This window comes from Prevotella sp. HJM029, from assembly GCF_000599605.1.
Classification (GTDB): Bacteria; Bacteroidota; Bacteroidia; order Bacteroidales; family Bacteroidaceae; genus Prevotella.
Genome location: NZ_KK082661.1, coordinates 19,567 through 30,906, shown reverse-complemented (window position 1 = coordinate 30,906; position 11,340 = coordinate 19,567). Strand labels below are relative to the sequence as shown.

The window sequence follows — 11,340 nt, the reverse complement described above, 5'->3', positions numbered from 1 at the left end:
CGGAGGACGGCAACCGCCGAGGAACAAGCCATACTTCGGAAGTATTGCGGTTTCGGCGGGTTGAAGTGCATACTGAATCCTGCAAAGGAACTGACGGATGCCGTGCATTGGGCGAAATCGGACCTCGAACTGTTTACCCCTACGGTAGAACTGCACAGGCTGGTGCGTGAAAACAGCAAGGACGATACGGAGTACAAGCGGTACGTGGATGCCATGAAGCAGTCCGTGCTGACCGCTTTCTACACCCCGCCGGAGATAACCGGCACGATTGCGGAGGCTCTGCATGAACACGGCATACGTCCCGACCGTGTGCTGGAGCCGTCGGCGGGCGTGGGCGCATTCGTGGATGCCGTGCTGGAAAACAAGCCGGACGCGGACATCATGGCTTTCGAGAAAGACCTGATGACGGGCAAGATATTGGGACACCTGCATCCCGACCAAAAGGTAAGGGTGCAGGGATTCGAGAAGATAGAGAAGCCCTTCACGGACTATTTCGACCTTGCCATCTCGAACATCCCGTTCGGCGACGTGGCTGTGTTCGACCCGGAATTTACAGGAAGCCAAGACCCGGCAAGGCGTTCCGCACCGAAGGCAATACACAACTACTTCTTCCTGAAAAGCCTTGACGCGGTGCGTGAGGGCGGCATCGTGGCGTTCATCACCTCTCAAGGGGTACTGGACGCACCGTCCAACGCGCCCATACGCGAGTATATGATGCGTAATGCCAATCTGGTGGGAGTCGCACGCCTGCCGAACAACCTCTTCACGGACAACGCGGGTACGGAAGTGGGCAGCGACCTGATTATCCTGCAAAAGAACAGCGGCAAGAAACGGGAGCTGTACGATTATGAAGAGTTGTTCGTGCAGACGGAAAAGACACCGATAGGCAGTTTCCAGAACGGGTATGTCGGCAGCATCGGCATGATTCCCCACTCGGATCTGATAAGCGGCACAGACCCTTACGGGAAACCAGCCTATAAAGTCATGCACCGGGACGGCATCGGGCAAATGGCGGAGGATTTGCGGGAACATATGGATATTGAGCTGTATAAGTTGGACAAAAAGCTGTATGAAATGCACAGCCTGCATCCGGCACAGGGGAAAAGCACGGTAACAGAAACCATTTCCACACCGGTTGTCACTCCTGAGATACAGCCACGTCATGAAATGGCAGCGAAGCCCGAAGCGGCAACACCGCAGCCGGAGGAAGAAAAGTCGGAGATAGAGCCGCGCCGCCCCGATTATTCGGAGGGCGTGCAGCTCTCCCTGCTCGACCTCTGGGGCATGACCGAGGAAGTACGCAAGCAGGAAGCCCCCGCCAAGAAGAAAAAGACGGCGAAAAAGGAAAGCCCGGCAAGGCGTATGCCTCCCAAACCGCAGGCGCAGGTTACGCCGAAGGTTACGACTGCACCGCCACAGCCGTCTGTTGCACCACTGACGGAGAAGAGGGACAGCCATGAAACAAAGCCGGTGAGTTTCGCAGCCAAAGGCGATCTGGATGATATTTACGCCTCTTTGGATTGGGACACCAATCCGCCCATCAACGGTTTCTATGAAATGATGATGGACCTCACGCCGGAGCGACGCAAGGAACTTCGCAGGCTGGCGGCACAGCATCAGGAGAAGCAACGGGTGGACGGGACGGCGGTGAAAGCCGCTCCCGCCATTGACATGCCGGAAAAGGAAGCGACAAAACGCCCCGAAGCACAGACGGAAGTCGCAACCGTTCCCGTTACGGACAATAACGCAAGTGAGACAACAACTTCCCTTTTCCCTGAATTTGAAACGGAAAAGCCGAAGGAGGAACCTCTCGACCTTTCTCCCCGTCCGTTCAACGGTATGCTGGAGCCGCACTACCGTGACGGCTCTATGGTACTGGATGCTTCACGCAATCTCGGTTATTTGAAGGGCCTCACGCCTTACGGCGCGACATTCCAACCGCTTGACCTGACCGGCTACCAGAAGGAGAAAGCGATGTTGTATGTGTCACTCCGTGACGCATACGAGCGGCTTTACCGCTACGAGGCGGAGTATCACGATGAAGGGTCTGCGCAACGCGGAGCGTTGAACACCTGCTACGATGAGTTTGTCATGCGCTACGGCAACCTCAATGCCAAGCATAACGTGAAACTGTTGATGATGGATGTCGCCGGACGCGACATCCTTTCGCTGGAACGGGCGGAGGACGGCAGGTTCGTCAAGGCGGACATTTTCGAGCGTCCCGTTTCCTTCTCTGTGGAGAGCCATGCCAACGTAAGCTCTCCCGAAGAGGCACTCTCCGCGTCGCTCAACAAGTTCGGCACGGTCAATCTCGACTATATGCGGGAGATAACCGACAGCACGGAGGAGGGATTGCTTGACGCCCTCAAAGGACGCATCTTCTACAACCCGCTCGTAACCGGTTACGAGATAAAGGACAGGTTCATCGCCGGGAATGTGATAGAAAAGGCGGAGCGCATCGAGGCATGGATGGGCGACAACCCCGAAAACGGACGTATGCCGGAAGTGAAGCAGGCGTTGGAGGCTCTGAAAGAAGCCGAGCCGCCGCGCATCGCCTTTGAGGACCTCGACTTCAATTTCGGGGAACGCTGGATTCCGACGGGCGTGTATGCCGCCTATATGAGCCATCTTTTCGACACGGACGTGAAAATCGCCTACTCCGCAAGCATGGATGAGTTTTCGGTGGCGTGCGGCTGCCGCACCATGAAAATCACGGACGAGTTTTTAGTGAAGGGCTATTACCGGAACTATGACGGCATGCACCTGTTGAAACACGCCCTGCACAACACCTGCCCGGACATGATGAAATCCATCGGTAAGGACGAGCATGGCAATGACATCAAGGTGCGTGACAGCGAGGGCATACAGCTCGCCAACGCCAAGATTGATGAAATCCGCAACGGGTTCTCGGAATGGCTGGAAGAGCAGTCGCCGCAGTTCAAGGAACGGCTGACGACGATGTACAACCGCAAGTTCAACTGTTTCGTGCGCCCAAAGTATGACGGCTCTCACCAGACATTTCCCGACCTCAACCTCAAAGGGCTGGCAAGCCGGGGTATCAAGAGCGTCTATCCGTCACAGATGGATTGCGTCTGGATGCTCAAACAGAATGGCGGTGGCATTTGTGACCACGAGGTGGGAACCGGTAAAACGCTGATAATGTGTATTGCAGCGCATGAGATGAAGCGCCTGAACTTGGCGCACAAACCGATGATTATCGGGCTGAAAGCCAATGTCGCGGAGATTGCCGCCACCTATCAGGCGGCATATCCCAACGCGCGGATTCTCTATGCCTCGGAGAAGGACTTCTCGACCGCCAACCGCGTGCGTTTCTTCAACAACATCAAGAACAACGACTACGATTGCGTCATCATGTCGCACGACCAGTTCGGCAAGATTCCGCAGTCGCCGGAGTTGCAGCAGCGCATCCTGCAAGCGGAGCTTGACACGGTGGAGGAAAATCTCGAAGTCCTGCGGCAACAGGGCAAGAACGTGTCGAGGGCGATGCTGAAAGGGCTGGAAAAGCGCAAGCACAACCTTGAAGCGAAGTTGGAGAAGGTGGAACATGCCATCCAATCGCGCACGGATGATGTGGTGGACTTCAAGCAGATGGGCATCGACCATATCTTCATTGACGAGAGCCATCAATTCAAGAACCTGACTTTCAACACGCGGCACGACCGTGTGGCGGGATTGGGAAACTCGGAAGGAAGCCAGAAAGCCCTGAACATGCTCTTTGCCATACGTACCATACAGGAACGCACGGGCAAGGACTTGGGGGCTACGTTCCTGTCCGGTACGACCATCAGCAACTCGCTGACGGAGCTGTACCTGCTCTTCAAGTACCTTCGCCCTAAGGAACTGGAACGGCAGGATATTCGTTGCTTTGACGCTTGGGCGGCTATCTTTGCCAAGAAGACGACCGACTTCGAGTTCAACGTGACGAACAACGTGGTGCAGAAGGAGCGTTTCCGCTACTTCATCAAAGTGCCGGAGCTTGCCGCCTTCTATGCGGAAGTATGGGAGTAGAAAGCAGAAAATGGCATAAAACTCATATCTGACTGAAATACAGCGGATATTGCTTGTTTCTTCTTAGGGTTGCATCATAGGAAACAGGCAGAAAAGGGAGCGAAAAGGAGGGAGTTCAGTTACCAAATCGTTCGAAAAACGATGAAAGGAAAAGGACGGCTGAAAGTGGTAACTAAAACGGAGTTTTCTCTTTCATTATCAATGTTTTGCATCGTTCAAAGTTCCTCAAAGAAGTGTAATTTTGCAAGTAAAAAACAATGGAAAAAGAAAAATTCAAGCTGCTTTTCTACCTCAAGAGAGGTACGCAGGACAAAAACGGAAAAAGTCCCATCATGGGACGCATCAGCGCAGGACGCTCTATGGTACAGTTCAGTTGCAAATGCTCGTGTACTCCTCGTTTGTGGGACAGTCGCAAAAACCGACTGCTGGGCAAGAGTGCCGAAGCCGTATCGGTAAACAAGGAACTTGACCGCCTTCAGGTGAGCATACACAAGGTTTATGAGTCTCTTTCGGGTAAATCCGATGCTCCCATCACGGCAGAGCGAGTACGGGAGCTTGTATTCGGACTGAACAGTGAGTCACAAGGACTGCTGCATCATACAGACGAGTATATCGACCGCTTCCGTGAGCGTGTGGGCATAGACCGCAGCGAACGCAGACTAAAATGCCTGTTGCTCTTTCACAAGCATCTGGCAAACTTCGTCAGGTATCGCTACCGTGTGGAGGATATTCCCGTGCAGAAAGCCGACATCGCCTTTATCAAAGACTTGGAGGACTACTTCGCCAAAGAAAAGGGATTCAAGCTCAACACTTCGGCTGGCTATCTCTCCATGCTGGCTTCCTTGCTCAAAGACCTGCATAAACGGCACATCATTGACACCTATCCCTTCATCAACCATTCCATTCGTTGGGAAGTGGGTACTCCACGTTACATCACAAGGGAGGAGGTAGGTCTTATCGCAGCCTTGGGAGAAGATAAATTGCAAGGCTATGAAAAAGTGTCGAGGGATATGTTCCTTTTCTCCTGCCTGACGGGGCTTTCCTATACCGACGTGTATCACTTGACGGAGCAGCACGTCTTTCACGAAGCGGGAATGACTTGGATACGCAAGCCGAGAATAAAGACGGGCAACGTGTGCCACATCCCCCTACTTCCCGAAGCCACTGCCATTATCGAGCGTTATCGGGGCATTCACACGAGGGCTTTCCGACACGAACCGCCCAAGGGGTATCTGCTGCCCATACCCGGATGCGACACGGTAAACATACACCTCAAAAAGATAGCACGGCTTTGCGGTATTCAGAAAACGCTGACCTATCACATGGCACGGCATACCTTCGCATCTCAGATGACACTGTCGGAGGGCGTGTCCATTGAGAGCGTTTCCAAAATGCTCGGACACAGTCAAATCAAAACCACGCAAGTGTATGCGGAGACATCTCCCGAGCGTGTCTTTCTGGACATAGAGAAAATACTTCCACAACTCGCACATTATCAACTGACCAACTAAAACCGCAGAACAATGAAAAGTACATTTGCCATACTATTCTACATAGATAGAAGCAAGACCAATGAAGACGGACTATGCGTAATCCGTTGCCGTATCACCTGTAATGGAACGTCCTCATCGTTTTCCACGCAGTTGCAAACTTCCCCCGACGAGTGGCTTGCCCGAAAAGGGTGCATCAAGGCGACAACAGGTAATTCAAGCGGCATCAATCTGCAACTGAACTCAATAGAAGAGTGCTTGCATTCACTCTATGAACGTACATTAAGGGAAGAAAACTATATCACGGCGGAATACCTCAAGGAGCGTTATATGCAGCAAAGTCGCCCCATGCCAACACTTACGGAGCTATATCAATCCGTTTGTGAATACAAGGAGGAATTGCAGGGCAGAACATTAAGCAAGGCAACTGTCAGGGCTTTTAAGGACAGCTACAAGAGTTTTGTTCATTTCCTGCAAGTAAGGGACAGGGCAGACTGTATGCCCACAGAGGTGGACAAGACTTTGCTTGAGGACTATCGCCTTTTTATGCTTCGGGACTTGGGAAACAAGGAAAGCAGTGTCGGCAACCGCCTACGCCACTTGCATCAGGTCATTCGCAAGGCATTGCAGGAGCGATACGTTCGTGAAGACCCTTTTGAACTCATAGACATAGAAACGCCTACCTACGAGCGCAATGCACTTACGGCGGACGACCTGCAAAAACTCTTGGCTTACCGTCCGCACCGCTCGACAGATAACCATTGCAGACTTATTTTCCTCTTGGGATGTTTCACGGGGCTGGCATTCTCAGACTTAAAGAAACTCCGAATGGACGATGTTTATACATTCGGGGATGGGCGTAGGTACATATCGCTCTGTCGAACAAAGACACAGAACAGAAGTATTGTCCCGTTGCTGCCCGTTGCCGAGAAAATACTCGCCATTGTGAGCCACGGACGAAGGGAGGGGCTTTTCTTTCGAGAGTTTCCCAGCAACAGTAATTTCAATAGAACTATTCAGGAGATATGTATTAAGGCAGGACTGCCACCGCATACTCAAGCGACCTCGCACACCGCACGGCACACCTTTGCCACGACCATCTGTCTGGAGAACGGACTTCCGATAGAGACGGTGAGCAAGATGCTGGGGCATCGCTTCATCTCCACGACCGAGATTTATGCACGGGTGACCAAGAGCAAGATTGCCAAGGAAATGCAACCCCTGATGGGTAGTGAGCATACAAGGGTACTGCGTAAAGCCTTACGGCTGTGTCCGTCAAGAACACCGAAAAAGTCAAGTCCCATAATTGGGATGTAACAGCCGTAATGAATGATTCAAAAAAAAGAAGTCCAACTTTTTAACAAGAAAAACAATGAAACAGAAGAACAAAAAGGAACTTTCCTACTTCCGATTGAAGTTAAGAAGTTACATGAGTGAGCATCACCCCGAAAAGTTGCAAGATACGGAGTTTATCACTGCACGGGCAGATATGGCTCTCACAGTTTACTGCGATGCTGTAGCACAAGGCTTTACACACATTGAAGCGGAGAGCATGGCAAGCGAGGCATTGTATCAAGGCTTGCACTTTTCCAAGTACGATACGCTTATATCCGTGTTGGAAAACGAGTTTGAAAGGGAACTTCCTGCACCGCTCCCAGAGAAACTCGTACCTATACTGTTGTCGAACAAGGCTGTTCAAGCCACATTCGACAAGTTCGGTTTGACGGACACATTGGCTTCTGACGAGCAATACGGCCGTCTTTACACCGAACTGACAGGCACGATAGTGCTGCTCATCGAGAGCAACAATCTGCCAACGGTCAGACTGACGGAGGAAGCAAGCCTGAAGGCGTTGTAGGCAAAGGCGGCGCACGCAAAGTTCCTGATGCCGTTTCTTATCGTGCAAAGGTACAACGGCAGCCTGTCTGCCCTGACAAGGTCGAGTCCTGCGGATGGAGAGAAGAATCTCCACCGCAGGATTTCTCTGTTTCAAGGTGGTATTGCCATTTTCTATATCCATGCGGTCGTATTCATCTCTCCCAACCTTGCAGGGCTGGGCTGCCGTAGAGAGTATAGGCACGACAAGAATACGGCATACTCAGGCTCTTTGGACGCAAGGCGTAACAACTAACAACAGATAGGACTGACGATAATACGGACAATCTATTGTTTGTACAATTTGTTGTCATGACTATCTGTTGTCAAAACTATATATCGTCAAAATAATCTATCGATAAAACTATCTATCGACACTTCGACATCTCGATTTGTCGAACTATCGAATTATCGATAAAACAACAAGATAATAAAAGGAACGAGCCGGCACCTCATCTCATTACCGCAATAACACAGACGGATTTCCTTTGTTTTTCTATTGCTTTCTCTCTATTTCCCTGCTTATCCTCATTTCTTGCAGTGGTGCTTCCGAGGGGTTACTTTTGCACCCGAGAAGTACGGCAATGGACTGCATAACAGTTTGTTTGCTGAGTAACAATAAAGTAATCAAAACAAAATTAAGGCAATGAAACTCATTATCATCGACCGCAAAGCGTGGGAGCGACATCGCTCCGAATTTGCAGACTTTATCCATCGTGTGGAAAAACTCATCGGTAATCCTCCCAAGACCGAGCAATGGCTCGACAACGAAGCCGTGTGCAAGCGTTTAGGCATCAGCAAGCGTACCCTACAATCATACCGAGATACGGGCAAAATCCCTTTCTCCATGATTGGACATAAGTGTTATTACAAACAGACCGACATCTGTGAAATGCTGAATGCAGTCAAGGATTGAAATCAAAGAATGAATGAATTATGGCAGAGAATGAAATCATTACGCGGGAAGACCCTCAGATGCAGTTGTTTTCACAACTGATGGAAGGCACTTTGAAGAAGTTGGAGCGGTATTGCTCTACCGCCCGTCCGATGCTGAATGGTGAGGTTTACCTTTCGGGTGAGGAGGTTTGCAGCCAATTACGGCTCAGCACACGCACGCTCCAAGAGTACAGAAACTCAGGAACGCTTCCTTTCTACAAAATCGGAGGGAAGATACTCTACAAGCAGAGCGACATACAAGCCATGCTTGAAAAACACTATAACCCGATACCCAAGAAATTATGGCAAGAATAGATGAAAAAAGGAAACAACGCTTGGAACAAGCCATTAGAGATATGGGAAATTATGGCGTTAAGCTCCGCAAGCCCGAAGAGTTACCCGATTTTGACCAGCCCTTCGATTATGAAGAGGAAAAGAGAAGGTTTGAGCCTGTTGATAAAGTTGAGGAACAAAATGACAAGGAGAGTAACAAGGATTTTTCTCAACCGTCCTATCAAGAAACAGCGTTGTCGCCAACAGAAAGGGCTACTTCTACCGAAGAATTTCATCAAAGAATGGGAAAAACAAAGGACAGAAAGCAATTATCCGAGTTTCAGGGGAAATATCTCCAGCCCTTTCGCAACAGCCACCGCAAAGCCGTGTATGTATCAGAGGAAACCCAACGAAAGTTAGACTTCGTGGTGCGGAGAATCGGTGAGCATGGAGCGAGCGTTTCGGGATATGTCGAACAGGTACTGCGGGAACACCTCGACCAATACAAGGAAGATGTGGAAAGATGGAGGAAACTCTGAATTACTGCATTCCTCGAATGCAAGCCTACGCCGAGTTACTGTATTCAATGAATGCAGTAACACAGCAGGGGCTTATAATCCCATTTTCTACATCAGCAAGGTGTGTCTTTGTACCACAAATTGCCATTTGTACCACAAAGACCCTTGCCCCGAAAGGGGATTAAATCACTCCAAAGTCGTGATTAGAAAGCAATGAAGAAGCAAAAACAAAAGAAGCCAGACGGCAGATGTGCCACCTGCCCACGATGGGACAGATGGCACATCAGAATACCTAATTCCGAAGACCAGCAGAAACTTATCAGACTCTATCGCAAGTCGGGAGCAAAGACAAAGAGCGACTTTGTCCGAGCAAGGCTTCTTGGTGAATCTTTTAAGGTCATCACCCAAGACCCTGCAAAAGAACCTTACTTGGAGAAACTCTCAGAAATCGTTGCCTTGGCTCATAAGATAGGAGTTCTGTACAACGAAGTCGTGAAAGTCCTCAATACTTATCATTCTGTTGCCACTGCTCAACAACTGCTCGGCAAACTCGAAACCTATTCCCAAATTCTCATCAGACTACAACAGCAAGCAGTACAACTGACAAAATCCTTTGGGAGTAGAGAAGAATGAATGCTGATAAATCATAACACCCATACTCGTATCGTACCGCGAATGTCCAATCCCTCTTTGGATGATACAAAAGGGTCACTTTGAACGATTACATAGGACCAGTTTCAACGATTTTTCCACTCTGCCCTAATACTTTATCTTTTGGAAAGTACATTGATAATCAGATAATTATTTCAATAACTCCCGATTTGGAGTATTACCCCACATTTATTATTTTTTTATTTTGACAATTCCCGATTTGGGGCATTACCATGACCATTAACAAACACAAAGTCTGTATAATCCCCTATAACTAACGTATCTTTTGAAATTTTCCGTATTTTGTAATCAACATATGGATAGAGCTTTTCCACAGGATGTGGAAGTTTCCAATAAATAAAAACTCGCATGCCATCAACATCAAACACTTTAGGGAATAAAATGTCCTGTTGGGAAGTAAATTCTTCATCTCCTTTCTTATTATAAGCTGAATTCAACTTGCAAATGCAACAGAATTCTGATTAATAATTTGTTTAAATTTTTCGTTTGGCGTGAGGTATCCAAGTCTTTTACGAGGTCGATTATTGAGTTTATTTTCAATCCACTTAATCTGTTTGTTGGTTACTTCACTAAAGTCCTTACCCTTTGGGATATACTGCCTGATAAGCCCGTTGGTGTTTTCATTGGCACCACGTTCCCATGAGTGGTATGGTTTGCAAAAATAGAATTTTATTTCCAATTTTTGCGCAATTTCCTCGTGCTTTGCAAACTCCTTTCCATTGTCAGCCGTAATTGTGTGTATTAAGTTTTTCACTTTCCGCAGTGCCCATACTGCAATCTTAGCTACCGGGATGGCTTCTTTTCCCGACAACTTGCGTATCCAGACCCTGCTTGTTGCTCTGTCGTTAATGGTAAGAATGGCACCTTTGTGGTTCTTACCAATAATTGTATCTATCTCTAAATCACCAAATCTCTCCTTCAGTTCCACTATCTCGGGACGCTCATCAATATCCACCCTGCCTGGGATAAATCCTCGCCCTGCATTTTTAGAACCACGTTTGGCATACCTGCGACCTTGTCTGCGAAGATATTTGTGCAGTTTGCCACCCCGCCGCTTATCCTCCCAAATCCAGCGATATATCGTTTCGTGAGATACCATCGCAATTCCCTCCAAGCGGCTCCTGCCGACAATCTGCTCCGGGCTGAATCCTTTCTTCAACAGCTTTATTATCCGTTTTCTCATTGCCGGTGTAAGCACTTCCTTGCGATGTTTTTGCTGCTTGCGCCTGTCTGCTTTTCGCTGGGCAAGCTCCATGCTATAGCTACCACTTCGGGCGTCGCAATTGCGCTTTATCTCCCTGTAAACAGTGCTTTTATCTACTCCGATAGCTTCCGCTATTGCTTTTTTGCTCATCGGTATTTGCAACATCATAGAAAATTGCATACCTTTGTTCCTCGGTTATATGTTTGCTCATCTGCAACTTTTTTTTCCTTGGACGGACAATTAAAGCAAAGATAGCAAACTTTATCCATTCAGAGTGAGAGAAAGGGGGACATTGTCTCTCTTTCCTCTCTGAAAAATAAATGTTTTTATTGCTTATTATCCG

General features: G+C 48.9%; 8 protein-coding genes and 2 pseudogenes. 8 read left to right on the top strand and 2 right to left on the bottom strand.

The window, feature by feature from the left end:
- The 8 genes and pseudogenes from X919_RS15075 to X919_RS0107350 form a co-directional block, all read left to right on the top strand.
- Positions 1-4,020 (top strand): annotated as a pseudogene (locus tag X919_RS15075) (N-6 DNA methylase); the annotation flags it as partial.
- 266 nt (positions 4,021-4,286) lie between these two features.
- The gene (locus X919_RS0107380) at positions 4,287-5,540 is read left to right on the top strand and encodes a site-specific integrase (RefSeq protein ID WP_004359018.1); all 1,254 of its coding nucleotides are present in this window, start codon (positions 4,287-4,289) and stop codon (positions 5,538-5,540) included.
- Between the two features lie 12 nt (positions 5,541-5,552).
- Positions 5,553-6,836: a site-specific integrase gene (locus tag X919_RS0107375; RefSeq protein ID WP_004378883.1), complete on the top strand. Its 1,284-nt coding sequence runs from the start codon at positions 5,553-5,555 to the stop codon at positions 6,834-6,836.
- 55 nt (positions 6,837-6,891) lie between these two features.
- Complete coding sequence (locus X919_RS0107370) at positions 6,892-7,377, top strand: DUF1896 domain-containing protein (protein WP_004359020.1); 486 nt, start codon at positions 6,892-6,894, stop codon at positions 7,375-7,377.
- A 663-nt stretch (positions 7,378-8,040) separates the two neighbouring features.
- Positions 8,041-8,310, top strand: coding sequence for a helix-turn-helix domain-containing protein (locus X919_RS0107365; protein ID WP_004359021.1), 270 nt, complete (start codon positions 8,041-8,043; stop codon positions 8,308-8,310).
- Positions 8,311-8,330: 20 nt separating this feature from the next.
- A complete protein-coding gene (locus X919_RS0107360; RefSeq protein WP_004359023.1) occupies positions 8,331-8,645 on the top strand; it encodes a helix-turn-helix domain-containing protein in 315 nt (104 codons plus the stop codon).
- Positions 8,633-9,142: a DUF3408 domain-containing protein gene (locus tag X919_RS0107355; protein WP_004359024.1), complete on the top strand. Its 510-nt coding sequence runs from the start codon at positions 8,633-8,635 to the stop codon at positions 9,140-9,142. Before X919_RS0107360 ends, X919_RS0107355 begins: the two co-directional genes overlap by 13 nt.
- Before the next feature lie 192 nt (positions 9,143-9,334).
- Positions 9,335-9,754, top strand: coding sequence for a plasmid mobilization protein (locus X919_RS0107350; RefSeq protein ID WP_004359027.1), 420 nt, complete (start codon positions 9,335-9,337; stop codon positions 9,752-9,754).
- 218 nt (positions 9,755-9,972) lie between these two features.
- On the opposite strand, the gene X919_RS0107345 is transcribed toward X919_RS0107350, so the two are convergent.
- Positions 9,973-10,230 (bottom strand): hypothetical protein, encoded by a 258-nt coding sequence (locus tag X919_RS0107345; RefSeq protein ID WP_004359029.1) that lies wholly within the window; start codon positions 10,228-10,230, stop codon positions 9,973-9,975.
- Positions 10,227-11,208: pseudogene (locus X919_RS0107340) on the bottom strand (IS30-like element IS4351 family transposase). Before X919_RS0107340 ends, X919_RS0107345 begins: the two are co-directional and overlap by 4 nt.
- Positions 11,209-11,340 lie beyond the last annotated feature (132 nt).